This window comes from Halorubrum salinum, assembly GCF_024494575.1.
Lineage (GTDB): Archaea > Halobacteriota > Halobacteria > Halobacteriales > Haloferacaceae > Halorubrum > Halorubrum salinum.
Genome location: NZ_JANHDO010000001.1, coordinates 675984 through 699778, shown reverse-complemented (window position 1 = coordinate 699778; position 23795 = coordinate 675984). Strand labels below are relative to the sequence as shown.

29 protein-coding genes are annotated in these 23795 nt (G+C 70.4%); 17 read left to right on the top strand and 12 right to left on the bottom strand.

Annotated elements, in window-relative coordinates:
* The first annotated feature begins 203 nt into the window (after nucleotides 1-203).
* The 8 genes from NO930_RS03770 to NO930_RS03735 all read left to right on the top strand — a co-directional run bounded on the left by NO930_RS03770 (nucleotide 204) and on the right by NO930_RS03735 (nucleotide 6917).
* The gene (locus NO930_RS03770) at nucleotides 204-1481 is read left to right on the top strand and encodes an aminotransferase class V-fold PLP-dependent enzyme (protein ID WP_256402534.1); all 1278 of its coding nucleotides are present in this window, start codon (nucleotides 204-206) and stop codon (nucleotides 1479-1481) included.
* 288 nt (nucleotides 1482-1769) lie between these two features.
* Nucleotides 1770-2315, top strand: coding sequence for a response regulator (locus NO930_RS03765; RefSeq protein ID WP_256402533.1), 546 nt, complete (start codon nucleotides 1770-1772; stop codon nucleotides 2313-2315).
* Between the two features lie 80 nt (nucleotides 2316-2395).
* Complete coding sequence (sufU, locus tag NO930_RS03760) at nucleotides 2396-2821, top strand: Fe-S cluster assembly sulfur transfer protein SufU (RefSeq protein ID WP_137784691.1); 426 nt, start codon at nucleotides 2396-2398, stop codon at nucleotides 2819-2821.
* A gap of 67 nt (nucleotides 2822-2888) precedes the next feature.
* Nucleotides 2889-3611, top strand: a complete 723-nt coding sequence (locus NO930_RS03755) for an Sjogren's syndrome/scleroderma autoantigen 1 family protein (protein WP_256402532.1) — start codon at nucleotides 2889-2891, stop codon at nucleotides 3609-3611.
* Between the two features lie 117 nt (nucleotides 3612-3728).
* The gene (locus NO930_RS03750) at nucleotides 3729-3971 is read left to right on the top strand and encodes a sulfurtransferase TusA family protein (RefSeq protein WP_092562190.1); all 243 of its coding nucleotides are present in this window, start codon (nucleotides 3729-3731) and stop codon (nucleotides 3969-3971) included.
* 1 nt (nucleotide 3972) lies between these two features.
* A complete protein-coding gene (locus NO930_RS03745; protein WP_256402531.1) occupies nucleotides 3973-5118 on the top strand; it encodes an NAD(P)/FAD-dependent oxidoreductase in 1146 nt (381 codons plus the stop codon).
* A gap of 1 nt (nucleotide 5119) precedes the next feature.
* Nucleotides 5120-5821, top strand: a complete 702-nt coding sequence (locus NO930_RS03740) for a helical membrane plugin domain-containing protein (protein ID WP_256402530.1) — start codon at nucleotides 5120-5122, stop codon at nucleotides 5819-5821.
* 97 nt (nucleotides 5822-5918) lie between these two features.
* Nucleotides 5919-6917 (top strand): Gfo/Idh/MocA family protein, encoded by a 999-nt coding sequence (locus NO930_RS03735; RefSeq protein ID WP_256402529.1) that lies wholly within the window; start codon nucleotides 5919-5921, stop codon nucleotides 6915-6917.
* Nucleotides 6918-6949: 32 nt separating this feature from the next.
* Here the strand turns inward: NO930_RS03735 and NO930_RS03730 are convergent, their stop codons facing one another.
* The gene (locus NO930_RS03730; RefSeq protein ID WP_092562179.1) at nucleotides 6950-7561 is read right to left on the bottom strand and encodes a DsrE/DsrF/DrsH-like family protein; all 612 of its coding nucleotides are present in this window, start codon (nucleotides 7559-7561) and stop codon (nucleotides 6950-6952) included.
* A gap of 1 nt (nucleotide 7562) precedes the next feature.
* Nucleotides 7563-7817, bottom strand: a complete 255-nt coding sequence (locus NO930_RS03725; protein WP_049983138.1) for a sulfurtransferase TusA family protein — start codon at nucleotides 7815-7817, stop codon at nucleotides 7563-7565.
* A gap of 282 nt (nucleotides 7818-8099) precedes the next feature.
* Between NO930_RS03725 and NO930_RS03720 the strand changes: the two genes are divergently transcribed.
* From NO930_RS03720 to NO930_RS03700, 5 genes are all read left to right on the top strand, one after another.
* Entirely contained in the window at nucleotides 8100-9302 is a 1203-nt protein-coding gene (locus NO930_RS03720) for an MBL fold metallo-hydrolase (RefSeq protein WP_256402528.1), read from the top strand.
* Nucleotides 9303-9401: 99 nt separating this feature from the next.
* Nucleotides 9402-9926 (top strand): YeeE/YedE family protein, encoded by a 525-nt coding sequence (locus tag NO930_RS03715; RefSeq protein ID WP_137784234.1) that lies wholly within the window; start codon nucleotides 9402-9404, stop codon nucleotides 9924-9926.
* Between the two features lie 17 nt (nucleotides 9927-9943).
* Complete coding sequence (locus NO930_RS03710; RefSeq protein WP_137784235.1) at nucleotides 9944-10381, top strand: YeeE/YedE family protein; 438 nt, start codon at nucleotides 9944-9946, stop codon at nucleotides 10379-10381.
* A 14-nt stretch (nucleotides 10382-10395) separates the two neighbouring features.
* Nucleotides 10396-11640, top strand: coding sequence for a M20 family metallopeptidase (locus NO930_RS03705; RefSeq protein WP_256402527.1), 1245 nt, complete (start codon nucleotides 10396-10398; stop codon nucleotides 11638-11640).
* 49 nt (nucleotides 11641-11689) lie between these two features.
* Nucleotides 11690-12058 carry a thioredoxin family protein gene (locus NO930_RS03700; protein ID WP_256402526.1) on the top strand — a complete coding sequence of 123 codons (369 nt, stop codon included), beginning with the start codon at nucleotides 11690-11692 and terminating at the stop codon, nucleotides 12056-12058.
* A gap of 110 nt (nucleotides 12059-12168) precedes the next feature.
* Here NO930_RS03700 and NO930_RS03695 read toward each other — a convergent pair whose 3' ends face one another.
* The 8 genes from NO930_RS03695 to cofD all read right to left on the bottom strand — a co-directional run bounded on the left by NO930_RS03695 (nucleotide 12169) and on the right by cofD (nucleotide 17989).
* Complete coding sequence (locus NO930_RS03695; protein ID WP_049983144.1) at nucleotides 12169-12435, bottom strand: elongation factor 1-beta; 267 nt, start codon at nucleotides 12433-12435, stop codon at nucleotides 12169-12171.
* A gap of 1 nt (nucleotide 12436) precedes the next feature.
* Complete coding sequence (locus NO930_RS03690; RefSeq protein WP_049983145.1) at nucleotides 12437-12616, bottom strand: HVO_2753 family zinc finger protein; 180 nt, start codon at nucleotides 12614-12616, stop codon at nucleotides 12437-12439.
* Nucleotides 12617-12740: 124 nt separating this feature from the next.
* The gene (locus NO930_RS03685) at nucleotides 12741-13976 is read right to left on the bottom strand and encodes a tripartite tricarboxylate transporter permease (protein ID WP_256402525.1); all 1236 of its coding nucleotides are present in this window, start codon (nucleotides 13974-13976) and stop codon (nucleotides 12741-12743) included.
* A 129-nt stretch (nucleotides 13977-14105) separates the two neighbouring features.
* Nucleotides 14106-14300: a 30S ribosomal protein S17e gene (locus NO930_RS03680; RefSeq protein ID WP_049983147.1), complete on the bottom strand. Its 195-nt coding sequence runs from the start codon at nucleotides 14298-14300 to the stop codon at nucleotides 14106-14108.
* A 98-nt stretch (nucleotides 14301-14398) separates the two neighbouring features.
* Complete coding sequence (locus tag NO930_RS03675; RefSeq protein WP_256402524.1) at nucleotides 14399-15028, bottom strand: DUF447 domain-containing protein; 630 nt, start codon at nucleotides 15026-15028, stop codon at nucleotides 14399-14401.
* On the bottom strand, nucleotides 15025-16083 hold the full coding sequence (locus tag NO930_RS03670) for a triphosphoribosyl-dephospho-CoA synthase (protein ID WP_425601438.1): 1059 nt from the start codon (nucleotides 16081-16083) through the stop codon (nucleotides 15025-15027). Before NO930_RS03670 ends, NO930_RS03675 begins: the two co-directional genes overlap by 4 nt.
* Nucleotides 16080-16919, bottom strand: a complete 840-nt coding sequence (locus NO930_RS03665) for a tRNA-dihydrouridine synthase (protein ID WP_256402523.1) — start codon at nucleotides 16917-16919, stop codon at nucleotides 16080-16082. Before NO930_RS03665 ends, NO930_RS03670 begins: the two co-directional genes overlap by 4 nt.
* Nucleotides 16916-17989, bottom strand: a complete 1074-nt coding sequence (cofD, locus tag NO930_RS03660) for a 2-phospho-L-lactate transferase (protein WP_256402522.1) — start codon at nucleotides 17987-17989, stop codon at nucleotides 16916-16918. The genes NO930_RS03665 and cofD overlap by 4 nt, the downstream gene beginning before the upstream one ends.
* A gap of 147 nt (nucleotides 17990-18136) precedes the next feature.
* Here cofD and NO930_RS03655 point away from each other — a divergent pair, with 147 nt between their 5' ends.
* Together NO930_RS03655 and icd are read left to right on the top strand one after the other, a co-directional pair.
* A complete protein-coding gene (locus tag NO930_RS03655; RefSeq protein ID WP_256402521.1) occupies nucleotides 18137-19639 on the top strand; it encodes an HTTM domain-containing protein in 1503 nt (500 codons plus the stop codon).
* A gap of 165 nt (nucleotides 19640-19804) precedes the next feature.
* Nucleotides 19805-21067: an isocitrate dehydrogenase (NADP(+)) gene (gene icd / locus NO930_RS03650; protein ID WP_137783526.1), complete on the top strand. Its 1263-nt coding sequence runs from the start codon at nucleotides 19805-19807 to the stop codon at nucleotides 21065-21067.
* A gap of 74 nt (nucleotides 21068-21141) precedes the next feature.
* Here the strand turns inward: icd and NO930_RS03645 are convergent, their stop codons facing one another.
* Both NO930_RS03645 and NO930_RS03640 read right to left on the bottom strand, forming a co-directional pair.
* Nucleotides 21142-21579 (bottom strand): DUF5809 family protein, encoded by a 438-nt coding sequence (locus NO930_RS03645; RefSeq protein ID WP_137783527.1) that lies wholly within the window; start codon nucleotides 21577-21579, stop codon nucleotides 21142-21144.
* Nucleotides 21580-21615: 36 nt separating this feature from the next.
* A complete protein-coding gene (locus NO930_RS03640; protein ID WP_256402520.1) occupies nucleotides 21616-22080 on the bottom strand; it encodes a DUF5810 domain-containing protein in 465 nt (154 codons plus the stop codon).
* 162 nt (nucleotides 22081-22242) lie between these two features.
* Here NO930_RS03640 and NO930_RS03635 point away from each other — a divergent pair, with 162 nt between their 5' ends.
* Together NO930_RS03635 and NO930_RS03630 are read left to right on the top strand one after the other, a co-directional pair.
* On the top strand, nucleotides 22243-22467 hold the full coding sequence (locus NO930_RS03635) for a hypothetical protein (protein ID WP_256402519.1): 225 nt from the start codon (nucleotides 22243-22245) through the stop codon (nucleotides 22465-22467).
* Between the two features lie 82 nt (nucleotides 22468-22549).
* The gene (locus NO930_RS03630; protein ID WP_256402518.1) at nucleotides 22550-23794 is read left to right on the top strand and encodes a translation initiation factor IF-2 subunit gamma; all 1245 of its coding nucleotides are present in this window, start codon (nucleotides 22550-22552) and stop codon (nucleotides 23792-23794) included.
* The last annotated feature ends 1 nt before the right edge of the window (nucleotide 23795 follow it).

Sequence of the window (23795 nt, the reverse complement as noted above, 5' to 3'; positions counted from 1 at the left end):
GGAGGGAGTCCCGAGCGAGCCGCGAGGCTGGGGAGGCGTGAGGTACGGGGCGGGGCGGCAGTACGGGGCGGAGCGGCAGTACGGGTTCCGAGGAGCCACCTCGCCGTCGCGGACCCGGTACGGACGCGCTCGTCCGGATCAGCGGTACTGGCAACACGTACCGGACCGAAGGTGTGTTAGTGCTCGGGCCCCCACATCGGACAATGGGAGTTCAGGAACAGTACCCGTTCGACGTGGAAGCGGTCCGCGCCGACTTCCCGATCCTCGATCGGCGGGTCGGCGGCGATCCGGAGACGCCCGGAGAGGGCGACGGCGACGACACGCCGCTCGTCTACCTCGACAACGCGGCGACCTCGCACACGCCCGATCCCGTCGTCGACACGATCGCGGACTACTACCGCGGCTACAACGCCAACGTCCACCGCGGGATCCACCAGCTGAGCCAGGAGGCCTCGGTCGCCTACGAACAAGCGCACGACACCGTCGCCGACTTCGTCGGTGCCGCGGGCCGCGAGGAGATTGTCTTCACGAAGAACACGACCGAGGCGATGAACCTCGTCGCGTACGCGTGGGGGCTCGAAGAGCTCGACCCGGGCGACAACGTTGTTCTCACCGAGATGGAACACCACTCGTCGCTCGTGACGTGGCAGCAGATCGGCAAGCGGACCGGCGCGGACGTCCGGTTCATCGAGGTCACGGACGAGGGCAGACTCGACATGGACCACGCCGCGGAGCTGATCGACGACGACACCGAGATGGTCTCCGTCGTCCACGTCTCGAACGCGCTCGGGACGATCAATCCGATCCGCGAACTGGCCGACCTCGCGCACGACCGCGACGCGCTGATCTTCGCCGACGGCGCGCAGTCGGTCCCGAACCGCCCGGTCGACGTGACCGACCTCGGCGTCGATTTCTTCGCCTTCTCCGGGCACAAGATGTGCGGACCGACCGGGATCGGCGCACTGTACGGCCGCGAGGAACTGCTCGACTCCATGCAGCCGTACCTCTACGGCGGCGACATGATCCGGCGCGTCTCCTTCGAGGAGTCAACCTGGGAGGACCTCCCGTGGAAGTTCGAGGCTGGCACGCCCTCGATCGCACAGGGGATCGCCTTCGCGGCCGCGGTCGACTACCTAGAGGAGATCGGGATGGAGCGGATCGAAGCTCACGAGAACCTGCTCGCCGAGTACGCCTACGACGAGCTGTCCGCGCTCGGCGGCGTCGAGATCTACGGCCCCCCCGGCGACGACCGCGGCGGACTCGTCTCGTTCAACGTGGAGGGCGTCCACGCCCACGACCTCTCCAGCATCCTGAACGACTACGGCGTCGCGATCCGCGCCGGCGACCACTGCACACAGCCGCTCCACGACAAGCTCGGAATCTCCGCCTCGGCGCGCGCGTCTTTCTACGTCTACAACACCGTCGAGGAAGTCGACGCCTTGGTCGACGCCGTCGGTGAGGCGCGAGACCTGTTCGCCTGACACCTCACCTTCGTCGATCCACCTCCTCTCAGGCCGCTCTTCGCCCGCACTCAGACGGTTAAACGCGCTTAATCCGGATTAATCCGGGGTGAGTATCTCCACCGTATACCCGTGCGGCGCGCGTCTGGTGAGCCACGATGACGCCGATCGGAACGGCGGACAACGACCGGTCTCCGGACGCTCCAGCCGACGGCTTCCGGCGAGTGTCGTTCGCGGTGCTCGGCGAGGGCGGGAGCGCGACGAGGTCCGCCCCGTCGCCCGAGGGCGTCATACCGAGATCACCATATCATGACTAATTCTACGCCGTCACCCACCGCAGCCGCTGCCCGACCGGATACGCACACGGCCGCCGACGACCCGACCGAAGGGACCGGTCCCGTCGTCCTGCTTCACGTCGAGCCGGACGCGCGCTCCGCGGAGCTGTTCGAGACGTTCGCGGAGCGGTTCACCGAGGGGTTCACGGTCCGGTCGGTCGACGGGATGAGACCGGCGCTCGACGCGGCCGACGATGTCGACTGTGTCGTGACCGAGCAGCGACTTCCGGACGCCTCCGGCGTCGATCTGGTCGAGCGACTCCGGGACCGAGGCGTCGACGCACCGGTCGTGTTCCACACCACGTGTCGGGAGGTCGAAACGGGAGCGCGGGCGCTCGCGGCCGGCGCGGACGGCTACTTCTCGAAGCGACCGGAACGCGGCCAGTACGACCGCATCCTCGACCGGCTCCGAGAGCTCGTCGCCGAGGCGCGACCCTCAGATACGGAGACCACGGCGGGGCCGGGATCGTCCGCTCCGCCACGGGGGCCGTCTGCAGGACCGCCGTCGTCGGAGGAGTAGTCGGCTCGTCGCAGTCTCACGCCGGTCCTCCCGCGCCCGACGGAACCCTTTTGGCTCACACCGGCGTACTCGTGACCGATATGGGACTGGGCTCGGACATGTACCGACAGCAGATCCTCGATCACTACAAAAACCCGCGCAACTACGGGGAACTTGAGGATCCGGACGTGACACACGTCGGCGAGAACCCCTCGTGTGGCGACACGATCCGGATGGAGATCGACCTCGACGACGCGGGCGAGGCGATCGAGGCGGTGCGGTTCACCGGCGACGGCTGCGCCATCTCGATGGCCTCCGCGAGCATGCTCTCCGAGCGGCTCCACGGCATGTCGGTGGAGGAACTGGACGCGCTCGACACCGACGATATCACCGAGATGCTCGGGGTCGACATCTCGCCGATGCGCGTGAAGTGCGCCGTGCTCGGGCGGCAAGTGGCCCAGGACGGCACGAAGATCCACCGCGGGGAACTCGACCCGGACCGCACTCGGACGAAGACCGAGGAGTAGCCGAGCTGCCGGAGTCGGCCATCCCGAGCCCACGGAACTTTTGCTCGTGAGCCACGTCCGTTCGGACATGAGCGACGGGTTCGACAAGGAGGCCGAACGAGAGAAGCTCCGCGAGAAGTTCGCGAGAGACGACGAGAAGCGCGAGCACACCCAGCGGATGTCGGAGTTGCTCTTGCAAGGCGCGACGATGACGAACCGCCACTGCGACGAGTGCGGCGACCCCATCTTCAGACACGACGGTCGGGAGTTCTGTCCGACGTGTCAGGCGGGCGATCGGGGCGACACGGAGAGAGACACGGAGAGCGACGCGAGGACGACCGCGGACACAGATGTCCCGTCGTCACCGGAGACCACGGGGACCGAACCGGCGGACACGCCCCGCGCGGACGTCGCGGAGACGACACCGGAGACGCCAGCGAACGGAGAGACCGCTTCGGGCGGCGTCGACGCGACCGCACCGCCGATCGGCACCGAGCCACGGACGGGGACGCGAGCGAACGAAGCCGCGAGGGGACGGAGCGGCGATCCGTCCGAGGCGTCTCGGGCGCGCGACAGCGGCGGCGCGTCCGGGAGTGGGAAGGAGCCGTCCCCGAGGCGAGCGGAGGGCGACCGAGCGGCCGAGCGGTCCGAGAGCGGCGGAGCCGGAACGGTCGACGAGGCGCGCGAGTCGCTCACCGGGACGCTCGTGCGGTTCGCCCGCGAGGCCGAGGCCACGGACGACCCGCGACGCGCACGCGACCACCTGCGGGCGGCCCGCGAGGCCGCGGAAGCGCTCGCCGCGCTCGACTGATTCCGCCCCACCGTTCGTTCGACCGGTCCGACCCGCGTGTCGGCGTCCGCAATTATTCTTATTTTGGAACGACTATACAATACTATATCCGTGGAGCACGAAGGTCCGACTGTACCCATGCCTACTACCGATATCGAACCCACCGACACCGTCGACGCCCGAGGCGCGGCCTGTCCGGGGCCGCTCATGGATCTCATCAGCCGGGTCCGGGGCGCGGAGTCCGGCGACGTGATCCGGCTTTTGAGCGACAACGACCAGTCGCTGACCGACGTCTCGGAGTGGGTCGACGAGACCGACAACGAGCTGCTCGCTGTCGACGAATCGGGCGACGAGTACGAGTTCTACGTCGAGGTGGCCTGACGTGACCGATCGCATCGCTATCCTCGGCGGGGGCACCGGCGGGGCGGTGCTCGCGAACAACCTCGCGGAGCGGCTCCGTCCGGAGATCGACGCCGGAGACGTCGAGGTCACCCTGATCAACGACGACCCGGACCACGTGTACAAGCCGATCTGGCTGTACGTCCCGTTCGGCAAGCGCGAGCCGGCCGACGCCCGCCGGCCGCTGCAGTCGCTCGTCGACGACCGGATCGACCTGCGAATCGACCGGGTGACCCGGATCGACACCGACGGGAAGCGGCTCGAACTCCGTGACGGTCCCGGCTCTCTCGCGTACGACTACCTCGTCGTCGCGACGGGATCGACGCTCGCCCCGACGGAGATTCCCGGGCTCGAAGAGGGCGGTCACGACTACTACTCGGAGTCGGGGTCGCTCGCGCTGCGCGACGACCTGCTCTCGATGACCGAGGGACACCTCGTGTTGAGCGTGATCGGCACGCCACACATGTGTCCCGCCGCCCCGCTGGAGTTCGTCTTCATGGCCGACGACTGGCTCCGCGAGCGCGGGCTTCGCGAGGACGTCGACATCACCTACACCTATCCGATCCAGCGCGTCCACGGCAACCCTCACATCGCCGAGTGGGCCGAGCCGATCATGGACGAGCGGGGGATCGACGTGGAGACGTTCTTCAACGCCGACGCGATCGATCCGGAGGCGGGGACGGTCACGTCGATGGAGGGGACCGAGATCGACTACGACGTGCTCGCCGCGATCCCACCGCACCGCGGCGTCGACGTGGTCGAAGAGGCCGGTCTCGGCGACCGCGGCTGGGTCGACGTGAACAAACACACGCTGGAGGCCGACGAGGCCGAAGACGTGTACGCGCTCGGTGACGCCGCGACCACCGGCGTGCCGAAGGCCGGCAGCGTCGCGCACTACCAGGCGGGCGTCGTGGCGCAGCGGCTCGAAAGCGAGATCCGGGGGCGGCCCGCGACGGAGACGTACGACGGCAAGACGCTGTGTTTCATCGAGACCGGGATGGATTCGGCCTCGTACGTCGAGTTCGACTACGAGAATCCGCCGTCGCCCGCGCCGCCGTCAGAGAAGCTCCACTGGTCGAAGCTGGCGTACAACGAGTCCTACTGGCTCACCGCACGGGGGTTGCTCTGAGATGTCGGACGCCACCGACGACGCCGACGACGGGCAGTCGCGCGCGGAGGACGCTGACGGCGAGAGCCGAGACGGGGGAGAACTCGACGCCGAGGAACTCGACCGCGCCGACCTCGAGTCGATCGTCGCGGAGAACCCCGAGGCGGTCGCCGCGTTCGTCGAGCGGCTCGACGCGGTGAACGAGTTCCTCGACGTCGTGGCGCTCGGCGAGAGCGCGCTTACAGACGAGATGGTCGTCGAACTCGCCGGCACGGCCTCGACGCTCGCGGAGTCCGCGGACGGGCTCGCGACGGACGAGACGGTCGCGCTCGCGGAGGCCGTCGGCGCGAACGGGGACGAGCTTCGCGACGCCTTGGAGACGCTCGTCGAACTCCAGCGAAGCGGTGCGTTAGCTGACCTCGCGGAGGTCGCACAGGTCGGGTCGCTCGCGAGCGACGCCCTCGACGACGAGATGGTCCGCTCGCTCGCGAAGACCGGCTCCGCGCTGGGCGAGGTGGCGGACACCGCGGCCGGCGACGACGTCCGCGACGGCGCAACGACGCTTCTCGAAGGCGTCGGTGCCGCAGAGCGCAGTGACCCCGACCGGGTCGGCGCGCTCGGACTCGCGCGCTCGGTCCGCGATCCGGAGGTGCAGTACGGGCTGGGCTACGTCATCGCCATCTCGAAAGCCATCGGGCGGTCGCGGGCGGCTGACGGGGACTGACGCCGTCCCGCGGCGCTCGACGCGGCCTGCGCGGTAGGCGAGCCGCGCGCTCGGCCGATCCGCGGTGCTTTTTGACCGGTGGCGTCCCCGTCTGCGTATGTCGACGCCAGACGACGGCCTCACCTTCGGCGTGCTCGGGACCGCGAAGATCGCCCGCACTGCGGTCGTGCCGGCCATCGCGGCCAGCGACCACTCGGTCGGTGCGGTCGCCTCGCGCGACCCGGACCGGGCGGAGCGGTTCGCCGCCGACCGATCGATCCCGCGGAGCTACGGCTCGTACGACGCCCTCATCGCGGACGACGCGCTCGAAGCCGTGTACGTCCCGCTCCCGAACGGGCTCCACGCCGAGTGGACCAAGCGCGCGGCCGACGCGGGGCTCGACGTCCTCTGTGAGAAGCCGCTCGCGGTCGACGCGGAGGAGGCGCGGACGGTGGTCGATCACTGCGCCGACCGAGGCGTCACGCTGATGGAGGCGTTCATGTACCGCTACCACCCCCGCACCGAACGCGCCTTAGCGCTCGCCGAGCGCACGCTCGACGACGTCCGCACGGTGACGGCGACGTTCCGGTTCCCGCTGTACGACCGTCCGGACGACGTGCGGCTGGACCCGGGGCTCGCCGGCGGGTCGCTGATGGACGTCGGGTGTTACCCCGTCTCGCTCGTCAGGGCGGTGCTCGGCGAGCCGGACCGCGTGTACGGGCACGCGAACGACACTCGCGACGCCGGCGTCGACACGGAGTTCGCGGGCGTGCTGGAGTACGCCGACGGCCGGTCGGCGCGGGTCGCCTCCGGCTTCGACACCCAGCTCGTTCAGCGATATCGGATCGACGCGACGAACGGCTGGATCGAGGTCGAGCGGGCGTTCGACGCGCCGGCGGACGATCGCGTCGAGGTGACCTACGAGGTCGACGGTCGCCGCGGCGTCGAGACGTTCGACCCGGTGGACCAGTACCGCCTGCAGGTCGAGCACTTCGCCGACCGCGTCGCCGACGGCGCGAGCCCGCGCACCGGCGGCGCGGAGGCAGTCGCGAACATGCGGGTGCTCGACGCGCTGGCCGAGAGCGCGGCGGCGGCGGAGCCGGTGGACCTCTCGTAAAAAAGACGAACGCTAGACGAGGAGTCCGAACGCTAGACGAGGAGTTGGATGTCCGCGTCGACCATGTCCTGAAACGCCGAGGCGGCCCCGACGCCCGTGGTGACGCCGTCGTAGAAGTCGTCCTCGTCGTAGCCGAGGAGATCGATCGTCATCTGACACGCCTGCAGTTCCACGCCGCTCGCGAGCGAGGTCTCTATCAGCTCCTCGATCGAGGCGACGTCGTTGTCCGCGATCTTGTTCCGCATCATTCGGGTGGTCATCCGGTCCATCCCGGGGAGCGCGCCGATGACGTTCGGCACCGGCATGTTGGGGTTGCCGACGGAGCTGAGCTTGAGGTCTTTCGAGTTCTCCTCGTGGAGGATCTCGAGTCCCCAGAAGGTGTGGAAGACGGTGACGTCGTAGCCGAAGGCGGCGGCCGTACTCGCGAGGATGAGCGGCGGGTACGCCATATCGAGCGTACCCTTCGTGGCGATGATCACCATCTTCTGTGCGCCGTCGTCGTCGACCTCGGCGCGCAGGTCGGACACCTCGGACTCGAGGTCGTCGATGCGCGTGCGTAGGTCGGCGACCGTCTCGGGCGCTGGCTCGGAGCCGGGGTCCGTCGCGTCGTCGCCGTCTGCGGACGCGGATGTGTCCGTGCTCATCTCACTCGGTCTTGCGGAGGTAGTGTTTGTACACGTCCTCGCCCCCCTCGGTGGCTTCCTCCTGTTCGACCAACTCCGCACCGTCGGTCGAGTCGGCCCAGCCGGCGATGTCGCTCATACTTCCCGAGTCGGTCGCGACTACTTCGAGCACCTCTCCGGGAGCGAGGTCGTCGAAGGCACCGCGGGTCTTGATCACCGGCATCGGGCAGTTCTGTCCCTTCACGTCCAGCGTCTGGGCTGCAGTTTCCGTACTCATGGTTAGTTCCCCATGTTGGGGTTACCCCACAATACTGTTCAGATCGGTATAAGTGTGTCGATTCTTGTGCTCGGCGTGAACGACTGACTCTCCTGAACGAGGAGACAACAGATTGTGGCGTCATCGCTCGCGCGCGAACTGTGACGATTTGTTAGCTCGTATCCTCGCTCGTCGAGATCGGCCGACTCGCTCGGACGCTGTTGGGTGGCCCACTAATATTGTGTATATAGTGAATTACTATACAAACTCTTAAGTTGCTGCTTCCGTTATGGTGGGGTGTACATGGACCCAGACGAGATGGACTTCCCGACGCCGGACGCAGACGTTGACTCGATCGCCCCCGAGACGCTGAAGGCCCGCATCGACGACGGGGAATCGGTGACGCTGCTCGACGCGCGGATGTCGAGCGACTACGAGGAGTGGCGGATCGACGGTGAGAACGTGGACTCGATCAACGTGCCGTACTTCCACTTCCTCGACGAGGAGATCGACGACGACATTCTCGATCAGGTCCCGAACGACGAGCACGTCACCGTGCTCTGTGCGAAAGGCGGCGCGAGCGAGTACGTCGCCGGCGCGCTCGCCGACCGCGGCTACGACGTCGACCACCTCGAAGGCGGGATGAACGGCTGGGCCTCGATATACGAGGCCCACGAGGTCACCGGGTACGACGGTCCCGGGACCCTGCTGCAGTATCAGCGCCCCTCCAGCGGCTGTCTGGGGTACCTGCTATACGACGGCGGCGAGGCCGCTATCGTCGACCCCCTCCGGGCGTTCACCGACCGCTACCTCGCCGACGCCGCCGACCTCGGCGTCGAGTTGACGTACGCGTTCGACACCCACGTCCACGCCGACCACATCTCGGGGCTCCGCGACCTCGCAGACGAGGGCGTCGAGGCGGTGTTGCCCGCGGCCGCCGCCGACCGCGGCGTCACGTACACCGACGCGGTGACGCTGACCGAAGACGGCGACGAGTTCGCGGTCGGCGACGCCGCCGTGGAGACGGTGTTCACGCCCGGCCACACGACCGGGATGACCTCCTACCTGCTCGGCGACAGCCTGCTGGCGACGGGCGACGGCCTGTTCACGGAGAGCGTCGCCCGCCCCGACTTAGAGGAGGGCGACGACGGCGCGCCCGACGCGGCTCGCACGCTGTACGACTCGCTCCAAGAGCGCGTGCTCGCGCTCGACGACGACGTGCTGATCGGCGGCGCACACTTCAGCGACGCGGCCGAGCCCGCGGCCGACGGCACCTACACCGCACCGATCGGCGACCTCCGCGAGCGGATGGACGCGCTCTCGGTCGAGAAAGACGAGTTCGTCGACATCGTCCTCGCGGACATGCCGCCGCGGCCGGCCAACTACGAGGACATCATCGCGACGAACCTCGGCCAGAACGCGGTCGACGACGACGAGGCGTTCACGCTCGAACTCGGCCCGAACAACTGCGCCGCGAGCCAAGATGCACTCACGAGCGACGACTGATCCGACCGTGAGACGCGTCCGTCACTCCGTGACGCAGACTCGGTCCCCACTCGCGACCCGCGGCGACCGGTCGCCGAGCGCAAGGCGGGGTGATCGGCGGTGATCGACGCCGCCGTCGCCGAGCTACTCGGCCAGGGCACCGTCGACGCGCTGTTCCCGAACGGCGTCTCGCGGTACGCGATAGGCGGGCTGTTCGTCGGGCTCGGAACCGCCCTGATCTACCTCGGTACCGGGATCACGGCGGGTGCGAGCACGTTCCTCGAATCGACCCTGTCGTACGTCTCGGAACGGTCGCGGTTCACACAGTACGTCTCCTCGCGGGACTGGCGGCTCGTGTTCACCGCCGGCATCATCGGCGGTGCCGCGGTCTACGCGTTGGTCTATCAGGGCGATCCGTGGTCGATCGCGGGGAGCGGCTGGACGACGCGGGTCTCGCCGTGGCGGCTGTTCGTCGGCGGTATCCTCGTCGGGATCGGTACCCGCGTCGGGAAGGGGTGTACCTCCGGCCACGGGATCTGCGGCGTCGGGTCCGTCTCGCGGACCTCGCTCGCCGGCGTGGCGACGTTCCTCGTCGTCGCGATCGTGACGGCGAACGTCGTCTCGGCGCTGGGGGTGGGACTGTGAGCCGACATCCCCTGTTCATGCCGCTGGTGCTCGTCGGGGGCCTGATCTTCGGGTTCGGACTCGGATACAGCCACATGGCCCGTCCGGAAGTCGTCCTCGACTTCCTGACGTTCACCGACTTCGGGCTGCTGTTCGTGATGTTCGGCGGCTCGATCGTCGCCGGACTCGCGTTCTGGACGATGCCGAAGCTCCGCGCGTCGGCACCGCTCACGGGCCGCGCCTACGGCCGCCGGCTGAAGCCGTTCGATCGGAACGTCCTCGTCGGCGGCTCGATCTTCGGCGTCGGCTGGGGGCTCTCGGGCATCTGTCCCGGCGCGGCGTACGCGAGTCTCGGCGTCGGCAACTGGCCGATCCTCTACGCGATCGCCGGGATGTTCATCGGCGCGTACGCCCAAGGCGTCTGGCGGAGCCGAGACACGACGGACGCGGCCGGCGCGGCCCCGAGCGACGACTGACCGGTAGGCCCACCGTGTCACATTCCTCACCGCTCCCGTCGACCGACCGCGTCGTCGACATCGCGACGGATCTGATCGCGATCGACACCCAGAATCCGCCGGGCGACGTCCGCGCGATCGCCGACTACGTCGAGGAGCTGTTGGCGGCGGCGGGATTCGACACCGAGCGCGCCGTGACCGACCCGGCAAAGCCGAACGTGCTCGCGACGCTGCCCGGCGACCGCGACCGAACGCTTCTGTACAACGGTCACGTCGATACCGTTCCGTTCGACGCCGGCGCGTGGACGCGCGATCCGTTCGGTGAACGCGACGAAGCGCGGCTGTACGGTCGCGGCGCGACAGATATGAAGGGGCCGCTCGCGGCGATGCTCGCGGCCGGCGAAGCGCTCGCTTTAGCCGATCGCGACCCGCCCGTCTCGGTCGCGTTCGCGGTCGCGAGCGACGAGGAAACGGGCGGGTCGGCCGGCGTCGATACCCTCGTCGAGAGCGGTGCGTTCGGTCGGATCGCACCCGACGCCTGCGTGATCGGCGAGACCACCTGCTCGCGCGGGCGTCGCTCCGTCACGGTCGCCGACCGCGGCAGTATCTGGTTGACGCTCCGAGCCGCCGGGACCGCCGCGCACGGCTCTCGCCCGGCGCTCGGCGACAACGCCATCGACCGACTCTGGGAGGCGACGTCGCTCGTGCGATCTCGGCTCACGGCCCGGGAACTCGACCTCGATCCGACGGTCCGGCCGATAGTGGCGGAGTCCGTCGAGTACTACGAGCCCGTCCTCGGAGCGGACGCCGCCCGCGAGCTGTTCGAGCATCCGACGGTGAACCTCGGGACGATCGAGGGCGGTGAGGCGATAAACACCGTTCCCGACGCGGCGACCGCCCGGCTCGACGTGCGGCTCACGGCCGGGGTCGAGACCGCGGACGTCCTCGCCGACATCCGCGACTGTCTCGCCGAGTTCCCCCGCGTCTCCGTCGCGGACGCGAGTTGGTCCGTCGGGAGCCGAGAGCCGCTCGACAGCCCGCTCGTCGAGGCCGTCTCCGAGGCCGCGACGGCCGTCGCTGACGGCCGCGTCTACCGGCGGAGCGCCACCGGCGGCGGCGACGCGAAGACGTTTCGACACGCCGGGATCCCCACGGTCGAGTTCGGGTTCGGCACCGACACGGCCCACGCCGTCGACGAACACATCACGGTCGAGGCGCTCCGACGCAACGCGACGGTGTACGCGCGTCTTCCGGAGATCTGGGCGTCTTCGGCTCGCTGAGGTCGGCGTACGAGGAGAGGTTTATGCGTTCAGGAGCCCAATAGTGGGTATGACGTCCAATACTCAGAGCGGCGAGTCGTCCGGCCACGAGGGGGATCGACGCCCCGTCTCCCTCGACGACGAGGACGCGCTCGACGCGTTCGTCGCCGAGAGAGACGCCGCGCTCGTAGAGTTTTACACCGACGGGTGCGGCATCTGCGCGAGCATGGAACCCGTCCTCGGCAACGTCGCACGCGCGGTCGACGTCGACGTCGCGCTCGTGAACCCCCGCGACGACCCGCCGCTCGTCGAGCGGTTCGACGTGCGAAGCGTGCCGCTTTTCGTGCTCTTCGTCGACGGCGCACCCGTCGCGCGGCGCGCGGAGGGGTTCATTCCCGGCGACGACCTGACGGCGTGGGTCGACGGACACGTCGCGTGAGGCAGCGACCGGTCCGCTCGTCTCCGATCGCGTGCGCTGTGGCTCGACGCGAATCGAGTGCGGAGAAAACGGATCGTTCTCGGCGTACGCGTCCTGCGTGACCGACCGGCTCAGAGCCGGCCGACGTTCTCGACGGCGACGGACTCGACGCCGTCGACCTCGGTGAACGCTTCCTCGACGGCCTCGGTGCCGCCCGCGCCGTCCGGGACGATGACCGTGGGGAGGAGCGCGACCAGTCCGAACGCGACGTCGTCGCGCTGGAACCCGCGGATCTTCGCGCCCTGCGGGAGCGACTCCTCCAGACGGTCCTGAAGGTCGTCGAGGTCGACGTCGGGGCTGTCCGGCATGACCTTGATCTTGGCGGCGACGTCGCCCATGTTAGGGCCCCCGGAAGCCGCAGTCGTGACACTCGTAGAGGTTGCTCTGCTTCCGGCACTTCGCACACCGGTGGATCGTCGCGCCGCAGTCCGGACAGGAGAAGCGCGCGGCGTTCATACCGGCGACCTGGATGCCACAGGAGACGCACTGTCGGGCGCCCTGCGTTTCGCTCTCGCTCATACCCGATCCACCACCGCGCGACTTTTAACCGTTGTTCTTTGCCCTCGGCGGGATCCGATCGGCTGTCACGCGGTACCGCGGTTCGTGCCGGATCCGTCGTACGCGCCGCTCGCGACCGCCCGTTTCACCCCACGATCAGCGGACCGATCAGCACGCCCATCAGGTGCACCCGCCGCGTGCCGACTCGCGGCGGGAACAGTCCGAGGACGCCGGCGACGGCGAACACGCCGACGCCGAAGACGCCGGCGAACGCGAACGAGATCGCCGCGAGGAGCGCCAAGACGCCGACCGACAGCCGCGTGTAGTCCGCGGTCCCGACGGTACGGAGGTATCCGTCGCCGACGAGCACCACGAGCGCGAACCCGCAGACCGCGGCGGTCGCGGCCGCGACCAAGAGGATCGGGAGCGCGAGCGGCACCTCGGCCCGGTCGATTGCGACGGTGACGCCGGTTCGAGGCGTGCCGAGCGCCGCGAGCGCGAACAGCGCGAAAATCGTGTTCGCCGTGTTCGCGCCGCTCGTGGCGACGATGAAGCCGCGGTCGCCCTCGGACCGCGGGACCGCCGGGAGCGCCGCGACCGCGGCGATAGCGGCCGAGACGCCCGGAACGTATCCGACGACCGCGCCCGCGAGCGACCCCGCCCCCGCGCTCACGCCGAGGTCGCGCGGGGACATCGTGATCCGCGCGTCGGCCTGCGGCGGCACGCCTTCGCCGCCGAGCGCGTCGACGAGCACCGGAGCGCCGAACAGTCCGGCGAAAAGCGGCGCGAGGATCCCCCCGGCGTCGAGGGGTGCCGCGGGGTCGACGTCGAGCGTGGCGAGTCCGAGCGCGGCGCTCGCGAGAAAGGCGACCAGTCCACCGACTGCGGCCCGTTTCGAGGATTCCGTGAGCACGAGCGCGACGACGACCCCGGCGAGGAGGAGAGGAAGGTGTTCGCGGACGACGGGGTAGCCGCGGACCATCGCCCACGTGATCGGGACCGCGAGCGGCACCGCGAGAGCGACGGCGAGCGCGGATCCGACCGCGGACAGCCGCAGCGCCTCGCGTCCCCGACCGGCCAGCACGAGCCGGTGGCCGGGGAGCGCGGCGATCGCCGTGGCCGCGTCGGGCACGCCGAGCGCGAGTGCGGGGACGATGTCCAGAAACGAGTGCACGACGCCGGCCGCGAGCATCGCGATCCCGACGAGGAGGGGGTCGCCCGGGACCGAGGGCGCGAGCCCGGCCAGAAGCAGCGCGAAGTTGTTCGCGTGGAGCCCCGGCACGAGCCCGCTCGCCGTCCCGAGCGCGACGCCGCCCGCGAGGAACGCGAGCGCGGCCGCGGAGAAGGCGGGGTCGACGACGGGTCGAACGAGTGCGTCCATCCTCCCGAGGTGGCCGCGCTTTCGGATATAAGCGGTCGGCCGGCGGAGCCATAAGCGGTCGGCCGCCGAAGCAGCGGAGCAGCGGCTCACCGGTCGTTTCGAGTCGTCGCCGCAGAACACGAACCGCCGTTAGGCGGGCTGGGCCGCCTGCGCCTTCTTCCGCGTGACGTAGCCGGCGATCCGGTTTCGGACGCCCTTCGACTCGACGGTCGTCAGCGCGGTGACGCTCTCCTTGTTCGTCTCGAAGTCCGTGTTGAAGGAGTCGGGATACTGCTCTAACAGGACGTTCCCGAGCTGTTTGATGTACTTGGGTTTGATGGCCATACCGAGCGGTACCCTCGGGGCGAACTAAAAGGGTTCGTTCCGCCGCGAGCGGCCGCGAGGCGGGTGTCGGCAGGCGGGGTCCCGATCGCCCCGGTCAGTCACTCGCCGTCGGGCGACCGGTCGCGCCACCCGGTGACCTCGTGGATCCGCGCGAACGCCTCGCCCTCGGCCGGTCCGCCGCAGCGCTCGACCACGTCGGCGAAGTACGCCAGCCGGTCGAGGAGCGCCCCCTCGTCGAAGCCGGGCACGTCGAGCCGCGACGCCGCCACCGTCGCGTCGACGACCGCGCCGAACCCGCGGTTCACCGTCGGAACGCGCTCGGCGAGCACCGCGCTCTCGACCGGATCGAGTTCCCACGTCCGGATCGTCGTCTCCCCGTCGGTCTCGCTTGCGACCTGCTCTGCGCGCACCTCGACCCACGCGTCGGCGGTCGCGAGCACCGGGTCGTCGACCTCGTGGACCGTGAGCGCGGCGTCGACGAACGTCCGCGGGTCCGTCGTGAACTGCACGACGCCGCCGCCCCGCTCGGTGAAGTTCCGCCACGTCCGCGTTCGCCCGTACGTCCGCGCCGTCACGGAGCCGCCCGAAGCCTCGACGGAGCCGTCCGGCGCGTGGAGTCCCAGCGCCGCGGCGTTCCACCGACCGTTCGGACCGAGCGTCGTCACCACGGACTCCGTGACTCCGCGGAGCCGGACGGGCCAGCCGTCGGGGGAAGCGCCGTCGGTCACGGCGCGACCTCCGCGCCGCGTCTGAGCGCGACGTACAGCGCCGCACAGGTGAGGTCGGCGGTCGTTCCGGGGTTCATTCTCTCCTCGACGAACGCGTCCGCCAGCGTCTCGGCGTCGTCGAGGTCGACCGCGTGGACCGCACCGGGAGTCGGCGGACCGGCGAGCGGTCCAGTCTCGCGGTCGGCGGGGCCGTCGAGTTCTCCCTCCGCGCCGTCGCCGCGCACGACCGCGGCCGCCCGCGCCATCGCGTCACGAGCGACGTCCGGACCGCGGTTCGTCGCGACGAGCGTGTCGGGCTCCGTCGCGAGCAGGCCGAGGAACGCCCGAGCCGCGCGGTCCGCGAGCGGGCCGTCGTCCGTCAGGATCCACTCGGCCGCGCGGAAGGTCCGCGGGAATCCCTCGACCCACTCCTGCGCGTTGCGGTCGGGGACGCGCTCGCCCGGGGGGGACCCCGACCCGGATCCCGCGGACGCGGACAGCGCCATCACGTCTCGCAGCGTCGCCCCGCGCTCCCTGAGCGCCGGTTCCGCGTCGCCGCCGCGGCGCACGTCGAGCGCGTCCGCGTCCGCGGGTGGATCGTCGACCGCGACGTCGACGCGCTCGAACGACCGGTAGAACGCGACGGCGTCGTCGACGGTCGCGTCCCGGGTCACCCGGTCGACGCCCGCGGGCGAGAGGTCCCCGATCGCGGTCGCCCGCACGAGCGGGACGAGGAGCAGCAGACAGCCGAACTGCGTGTTCGTTCCAGCGCGGTCGACCATCCCGGAGACGGCGCGCTCGAACGCGGCGCCGACGGGTGCCCCGTCGGGAGCCTCGCCGCTCGGGTCGCCGTCTGCCGCCTCGCGTTCTCGGTCGCGGGCGGCCAGTTCGAGGCCGCTCCGGGCTCCGACCGCGCCGCCGAGGAACGACTCGAATCGGAGGTCGGCGAGGTCGCGACGCCGGTCGACGTTGCCGGGTTTCGGCGTCCCGGCGACTTCGAGGAGCATCGCGAGGACGGCGTCATCGACCGGTGACGAGCCGCCTCGCGCCGGTGGGCGACCGCCGTCTGCGGTCACGGCGACGCCTCCGATCGCTCCTCGGGATCGGCCCCCGACAGCGACCCCTCTCGCCACGCCGTCACCGCGTCCGCGACGCGCGCGAGGGCCGCGGGCCGCTCGCTCGGCCGGCCGACGCTCACGGCGTCTGCACCGTGGGCGGCGTACTCGGAGACCGTCTCTCGGCCTCTGACGCCGTTGTTCGCGATCACGGTGAGGTCGGTTTGGGGCGTCGCCGCGTCGGTTCGGAGGACTGTCGGGCCTCGCTCGGCGAGGTCGCGAACGACCCGCTCCGAGTCCATCGCGTCGACGTGGAGCCAGTCCGCGCCCGCGCGCTCGACCGCGTCCGCGACGTCGACGAGGTCGACGCCCTCGACCTCCGCGCGCACCTTCACGCTCGTCGTCGCCCCCGTCTGCGCGGCGGCCGCGACGTACTCGGCGAGCCGGTCCGTGTCGCGGAGCAGCGACTCACCGCAGCCCACCTCGCGGAGTTCCGGCTGGCGGCAGTGGGCGTTGATCTCACAGACTGCGCCGCGGTCGGCACAGACCGCGGCCGCCTCCCGTATCGGATCGAGGGTCGCGCTGCGGACGTTGACGCCGGGGACCGCGGGAGCGTCGGCGACCGCGTCGAGCTGACGCCCGATCCACGCGACCGGGTCGTCCGGGAGGAACTCCGAGCGGTCGCGGGAGACGAGGGCCCGCGCGGCCGATCGGCTCGGCGGGTCGAGCGCGATCCCGCCAAGCACCGCGGCGTCGACGTGAGGGGCCGCCCGCCGGGCCCAGCCGGCGTCGGCCGCGCCGCTGAGGCTCGCGGCGGCGAGGAACGGCGGATCGAGGTCGACCACCCGGGGGCTCATCGCTCCGTCACCTCCGCGTCGTCGGTGGAGCGGTCTCCGACGCGGCCGAGGTCGCCGCCGGGGCCTACGCCGCCCGCGTCGACCGCGGCCAGCGCGCGCTCGCACGCCAGAGAGACTCGCTCGGCGTCGTCGGCGTCGCCGATCTGTGTGTCGGTGCGCTCGACGTGCCGATCGAGGGACGTCGGATCGTCCTCGTCGAGCACGAACGCGTCCGCGAACGGGTACGTGTCGGCGACGCCGGCGGTCGAGGGCTCGGTTCCGGTCCCGGCCATCAGGTCGGCGGCCGGCCCGGAGAACACCTCGTCACCGACGAACGGCGAGACCGCGACCACCGGTGTCTCGCGGAGCGCGCGCTCGAAACCGGGGAGCGCGAGCATCGGCCCGATGCTCGTGACGGGGTTCGAAGGACCGATCACGACCGGGTCCGCGAGCGCCTGCCGAACCGCGTCCGTCGGTGCCGCGGCGTCGGCACCGCGGAACTCCACGTCGGCGACTGTGGGCTCGCCGCGTCGCGCCACCCAGTACTCCTGGAAGTGGAGCGTCTCACCGGACGCGGTGGACACGAGCGTCGCGACCGGGTCGTCGGACATCGGGAGGAGGTCGACGTCGAGCCCGAAGGCGTCGGCGAGCGTCCGGGTGGCTTCCGTGAGCGTGTGCCCCTCGTCGAGGAGGCCCGTGCGCGTGAGGTGTACCGCGCGGTCGCGGTCGCCGATCTCCATGAACTCGCCGACGGCCGAGAAGCGTCGCCACCGGGCTATCTCGCGGCCCGCCGTCTGCGCGTCGGCGTCGAGGTACCGCGGCCCCGCCTCGATCCCCATCTCGTCGGCGAGCCGTCGGAGCTGTTCGTGGGTCTCCGTCGTGTCGCCCTCGATCCCCCACCACGTCTCGCGGTCGAGGACGCCGCCGCCGGCGAACAGCACGGTGTCGACGTCCGGACAGACGAGGTGGCCGCCGAGCTCGACGTCGTCGCCCGTGTTGGCGACGACCGCGATCTCGTCGGGGTCCCACACGCGCGTCGCACCCTCGAGCAGCTTCGGCGTCCCCGTGCCGCCGGCGAGGAACGTGACCATACCCGACGCACGCGGCGACCGGATTTGTATCCTCGGCTCCGCGCTGGCGCGCTCGACGAGCGGTGCCGGAGAGCGGCCACGGGTCGGGCGTCCCCCGCGACCCCGTCCCCGCAAGACATATCTCCGCGCCTCGGAGAGACCAGCACTGTGAGCGACGACGGACCGAACGGGTCGGCGATCGACCGCCTGCGCGCCGCGGCCGGCGACCGCCTCGGCGTCGGCCGGCGCGCGCTCGCGGCGTTCCGGATCGGGCTCGGGATCGTCCTCCTCGTCGACCTCGGGCTCCGCGCGCGGAACCTGACGGCGTTCTACACCGACGCCGGCGTGCTTCCGCGCGCGGCGCTGGCCGAGACGTACCCGCTCGCCGCCCGGGTCTCGCTTCACGCCCTCGCCGACGGCCCGCTGGCGGTCGCGGCGCTGTTCGCGCTGGCCGGCGTCGCGGCCGCCGCGCTCGCGGTCGGCCACCGGACCCGGCTCGCGGCCGCGGCGTCGCTCGCGCTCCTGTTATCGCTGCAGGCGCGGAACCCCCTCGTGCTCAACGCGGGCGACCTCCTCCTCGCACACCTGCTCGGCGTCGGCCTGTTGTGTCCGCTCGGCTCGCGGTGGTCGATCGACGCGGTCAGACGCGACGGGGGCGCGAGCGGAACCGGTGACCGATCCGGCGGCGCCGGAGACCGGTTCGTCGGTCCCGCGTCGACGCTGCTCTTGACCGTCACGGTCGTGGTCTACGCGTCGAACGCGATCGTGAAGCTCCGCGGCGCGGCGTGGACCACCGGCGAGGCAGTCGGGCGGGTGTTCCGACTCACGTACCTCCACGGGCCGCTCGGCGGGCTCGTCCCCGAGGTCCCCGGTCTTCTCTCGGTCGCCACCTACGGCTGGCTCGGGCTGCTCGCCGCCTCGCCGCTTCTCGTCCTCGCCACCGGGCGGCTCCGAGCGGCGCTCGCGGGCGTCTTCGTCGCCGGGCACCTCGCGATGCCGTTCGTCCTCCAGATCGGGGTGTTTCCGCTCGTGTCCGTCGTCGGACTGCTGCCGTTCTTCCCGCCCGCGGTGTGGGACCGGGCGGAGCGGCGCGTCGCTCCGGTCGCGACGCGTGTCGGAGGGGTGGTCCGAGCGCCGCGGTCGGGCCCGAGCGGACCGGGATCGGTGGCCCGTCGCGTCGCCGCCGCCGGCCGGCGAGCCGCGCCGGTCGTCGCCGCGGTCCTGCTCGCGGCGCTGCTCTGCTGGAACGCACTGGCTATCGGGGTCGTCGCGACGCCGGAGCCGGTCGCCGCGGTGAGCGACCCCGCAGAGAGCGGGTGGGACATGTTCGCACCCGACCCGCCCACGACGGACAGGCTCGTGCTCGCGACGGCCGCGACCGCGGACGGCGACCGGGTGGACGCCCTGTACGGCGACGTCGTCGCAGCCGACAGGCCGCCGACGGAGGCCCGCGCGTATCCGACGGCGCGGTGGCGGAAGTTCCTCACGCTGCTCGCGGACTCGCCGGAGCCGACTCGCACCCGTCACCTCCTCGGGCACCTCTGTGACCGCGCCGGCGGACGCGCGGACGCGGCGGTCGAACGCGTCGAGGTCTCGTTCGTCTCCGTGGACGTCGTCGACGGCGAGACGCGGGTCGCGTCGCTCGGAGAGCGGCGGTGTGACCGCCGGTGACCGGGTCGCCGGGGCGCGTCCGCCGTGTCCGACGCGTCTGACCGCCCGTGGCCGCCCTCTCGGCCGCTGAAGTCGGGCCCGGTCTCGCCGTTCGATTCCGGCGAATTTGACGCCAGCGGCAAAGCGGCAGGCACTTTAAGCGCCCCCAAGAATCCACGAACGTTCATGAGCTACGATAAGGTCGACGTCCCCGAAGACGGCGAGGCGATCACGCTCGCCGACGAGGAGACAGGCGAGCTGAACGTCCCGTCGAATCCCATTATCCCGATCATCCACGGCGACGGGATCGGCACCGACGTCGGACCGGCAGCACAGAAGGTACTCGACGCCGCCGCGGAGGCGACCGGCCGCTCCATCGCGTGGATGCGCGTCTACGCGGGCGAGAGCGCCCGTGAGAAGTACGACGAGAACCTCCCCGAGGACACGGTCTCGGCCATCCGAAGTCACCGCGTCGCGATCAAGGGCCCGCTGACGACGCCCGTCGGCGCGGGCTTCCGCTCGCTGAACGTCGCGCTCCGGCAGACGCTCGATATGTACGCGAACGTCCGGCCGACCTACCACCTCGAAGGCGTCCCGTCGCCCGTGAAAAACCCCGAGGCGATGGACATGATCACCTTCCGTGAGAACACGGAGGACGTCTACGCCGGCGTCGAGTGGGAGGCCGGCACCGACGAGGTAGAGAAGGTACGCAGGTTCCTCGAAGACGACATGGAGGTCGCGGACGTCATCCACGACGGCCCCGTCGGGATCGGCGTCAAACCGATCTCGGAGTTCGGCTCGAAGCGCCTCATCCGCGAGGCGATCGACTACGCCGTCGCCAACGACCGCGACACCGTCACCCTCGTCCACAAGGGGAACATCATGAAGTTCACCGAGGGCGCGTTCCGCGACTGGGGCTACGAGGTCGCAGAGGAGGAGTACGGCGACGACGTCATCACCGAGGACGAGCTGTGGGACGAACACGACGGCGAACAGCCCGAGGGCACCGTCGTCGTGAACGACCGCATCGCCGACAACATGCTCCAGCAGCTTCTCACCCGGACGGACGAGTACGAGGTCATCGCGACGATGAACCTCAACGGCGACTACATGTCCGACGCCGCCGGCGCGCAGATCGGCGGTCTGGGCATCGCACCCGGTGCCAACTTCGGCCACGGCCGCTGTCTGGCCGAGCCGGTTCACGGCTCCGCGCCGAAGTACGCGGGCGAGGACAAGGTGAACCCCACCGCGATGATCCTCTCCGGCCGCGAGATGCTCGATTACCTCGGCTGGGACGACGCCGCGGACCTCGTTCGCGACGCCGTCGAGGAGACCATCGCATCCGGACAGGTCACCTACGACCTCCACCGCCAGATCGACGGCGGCGAGAAGCTCGCGACGAGCGAGTTCGCCGAGGCCGTCGTCGACAAGATCGACGAGCTCGCCTGAGCGCCGGCGTCGCGGCCGCGTCGGGTCGACTCCGACGCCCTCGGTTTCTGTTTTTATACGCGCCGATACCCGCGCTAGCGCCCGGACTCGTAGAACTCCTCGCGGTACACGCGCCCGAACGCGTTCCGGCGGAGGGTGCTCGCGGCCGCGTCGGGCTCCTCTTGGTACGTCGCCGCGATCACCGTGTCGGCGAACGGTATCGGGTGCCACACCACGTTCTCGACGTTCTCGGAGCCGATCCGTACCACGTCCTCGTCGTCGAACTCGCTGTCCGCGAGCCACGCGTCGAACTCGCCGTCGTCGCCGACGTGGACCGCGAGCAGTTCGGCGAAGGCGGCGTCGCGGGCGGTCTGGACGACCTCGGGCGTGACGCGCTCGTCGTACTCGTCGGCGTCGAACTCCATCGCCTTCGTCGCCTCGCGGACGACGACCTGTGCGACCGGACCGACCTCCTCGTAGCGTTCGAGCGCGTCGGCGCGGCTCTCCGGGGCGAACGTCCCTCTGGTGTGCATACCGCGCCTCGACTCCGAAGCGAAAAGGGCGTTCCGTTACGAGTTCGAGTCGTCGCCGCCGCTTCCTTCCGAGTCACGGCCGCCACCGTCGTCCGACTCGTCGAGCATCTTCCGCGTCATCTCTCGTGCCTCCCGAAGCGCCTCGGCCGTCTCCGGGTCGGTCGCGTCGGTCTCGTCGACCACGCCGTCCCTCGCGGCGGAGCCGTGCGCGTGGTCGTGTCCGCCGTGCCCGTGTCCTGGGTCCGCGTGCGCGCCGACGTCCACGTTCGGTCGCCCGCGGTCGGCCGTGTCCTCGAACACCTCGTGGTACTCGGCCTCCTCGGCGTGCGGTGTCACCTCGGCCGCGAGCCCGGCTGGATCGCGGTCGGCCCAGTCCGGGACGCGCTCGTCGAGCCACGCGGCGTGGTCGTCGCCGTGGAGCAACGCCGTGAACGCGAGATGATGTGCGAGGTGCTCGCCGTCGCGCTGTGGCGTCTCACAGACGGGGCACGCGTATCCCATGTCGAGAGCGGCTACGACCGTGAGGCGTAAAGTCGCGTCGGACGGAGTCGCCGCCCGCGGCGAGCGGAGCCCCGACGGCGTCGATCGGCGGCGTGTGAGAGCGTGAGACGTACCGACAGGTGTCGAGTGCGGCTTAACCCGCTCCGGCCCCAAGCGGTTCGTATGACAACGACATCACAGGACCGGCTGCTCGGACTCGCGGTACTCGCCCTCCTCGCCGCGGTCGGCGGCGACCTGCTCGGGACGGCGCTCCTGACGCGGGTCGGGGTGACCGGGTTCTTCCTCGCCGTGGTGGCACTGCTCGCGGTCATGACCGTCACGCTCGTCGTGGGGCTCACCCGGGCGTCCGGTCCGGACATGCGCGACTCGGTCGTGACGCGGCCGTAGGGAACATCGCCACTATAACAGCAACTTTATCACTCGCACGGGGCGAATTTCCGGTAAGACTGCTCCGTTAGGAGGTCCAACAGTGACTGAAGCCAACACACAACCGGAGGTGAACATCGGTCTCGTCGGTCACGTCGACCACGGGAAGACGACGCTCGTGCAGGCGTTGTCCGGATCGTGGACCGACCAGCACAGCGAGGAAATGAAACGCGGCATCTCGATCCGACTGGGCTACGCGGACGCGACGTTCCGCCGCTGCCCCGGCGTCGACGCGCCCGAGTGTTACACCGTCGACGAGACGTGCGAAGACGGCTCCGAGAGCGAGCCGCTCCGAACCGTCTCGTTCGTCGACGCGCCCGGCCACGAGACGCTGATGGCGACGATGCTGTCGGGAGCCTCGATCATGGACGGGGCGGTGCTCGTCGTGAGCGCCACGGAGGACGTCCCGCAGGCACAGACGGAAGAGCACCTGATGGCGCTGGACCTGATCGGGATCGAGAACGTCGTCATCGCACAGAACAAAGTGGATCTGGTCGACCGCGACCGCGCCGTCGACAACTACCAGCAGATCCAGGAGTTCGTCGAGGGCACCGTCGCGGAGGACGCGCCGATAGTCCCCGTCTCGGCCCAACAGGAGGTCAACCTCGATCTCCTCATCGACGCGATCGAGACGGAGATCCCGACGCCGGACCGCGACCCCGGCGAGAGCGCCCGGATGTACGCGGCCCGATCGTTCGACATCAACCGCCCGGGCGCGACCGCCGCGGACCTCAAGGGCGGCGTCGTGGGCGGCTCGCTCGTCAGCGGCGAGCTGTCGGTCGGCGACGGCCTCGAGATCCGCCCCGGTCGCGAGGTCGACGAGGAGGGCCAGACGGAGTGGCGGCCGCTCGAAACGACGGTCCGCTCGCTGCAGGCCGGCAGCAACGACGTCGAGAGCGCCCGCCCGGGCGGCCTGCTCGGCGTCGGCACGGGGCTCGACCCGAGCCTGACGAAAGGCGACGCGCTCGCGGGGCAGGTCGCGGGCGAGCCCGGAACGCTCCCGCCGACCCGCAACGAGTTCGAGATGCAAGTCGATCTGCTCGACCGCGTCGTGGGGAAGGAGGACGACGAGAGCGGCGAGAGCGACATCGAGGAGATCAGCACGGGCGAGCCCCTGATGCTCACCGTCGGCACCGCCACCACGGTCGGGGCGGTGACGAGCGCTCGCGACGGCGAGTGCGAGGTGAGCCTCAAACGCCCCGTCTGCGCCGAGGAGGGCGCACAGATAGCGATCAACCGACGCGTCGGCGCGCGGTGGCGGCTCATCGGCGTCGGGACGCTCTCGTAAC